Origin of the sequence: Neisseria sp. HMSC075C10, from assembly GCF_001815615.1 — a bacterium.
GTDB lineage: Bacteria > Pseudomonadota > Gammaproteobacteria > Burkholderiales > Neisseriaceae > Neisseria > Neisseria subflava_A.
Window position 1 is genome coordinate 1 of sequence record NZ_KV821240.1, and the last position, 778, is coordinate 778.

At 40.9% G+C, this 778-nt stretch carries 1 protein-coding gene; it reads right to left on the reverse strand.

Annotated features, from left to right (window positions below):
- A partial coding sequence (locus HMPREF3047_RS01830; RefSeq protein ID WP_141756539.1) for a hypothetical protein occupies window positions 1–778 on the reverse strand: 778 nt, incomplete at both ends.

Below are 778 nucleotides of genomic sequence, written 5' to 3' on the forward strand. Positions count from 1 at the left end.
GGATTGCCAACGGAGATTTCTTAACCGAAGCCCCACCAAGACTGACACTACCCAACATTGTTCCGGCACCTAAAAAGAAATTGGCTTTCCCGTGCTCAAGGTTTCCCTGTGTGATTTGATAAGTTCCGTAACTGGCTTGTGCTCCACCAATAGCCATCATCAGATAACGTCCTCGAGTGGTAAATTCCAAACCTAAAGCAATGCCTTGTGCGGTGGAGGCTGCTGCTCTGCCTTCAAAACTATCGGCATAAGCTTTATCCCTTTCAAGGATATTCCAAGCTTTCTCGTATTTCCCTATCGGACGACCTTCCGATAAAAAGAAATGCTTAACAGTAGCCAAACCGGTTTTATACTTTCCTCGGGCATCCTGGATTTCTTTCCAAGAGTTATTCCAATGTTCTCTGACTTTTCTATCTCTTTTGGCTAGCCAAAACGGATAATAAGGTTCTCCATTTCTCAAGATTTCTTTACCTTGATAGAGATCATTCTTAATTTTTCTATCAAGAATTTTCTGATCATCATAGATGATGTCTAGATAGGATCGCAAACTAGCTGCTTCTTGGGTTGTCAGGTCTTTTTTTCCATCTTTTCGATGAAGGTCTGAATAATATTTTCTATATAACTCATTGCTTACTTGGTCTTTAGCAGCCAGCCGCTCAAATTCGGCCTTTTCCTCATTACTTGCTGTATGGTTGAGAATTTTCTCTGTTAAAAGATCGTATTTTTTTCTGTCTTCGTTGTTAAGCAGATTATTCTCCACCGCATTCTGTCCAAGCAC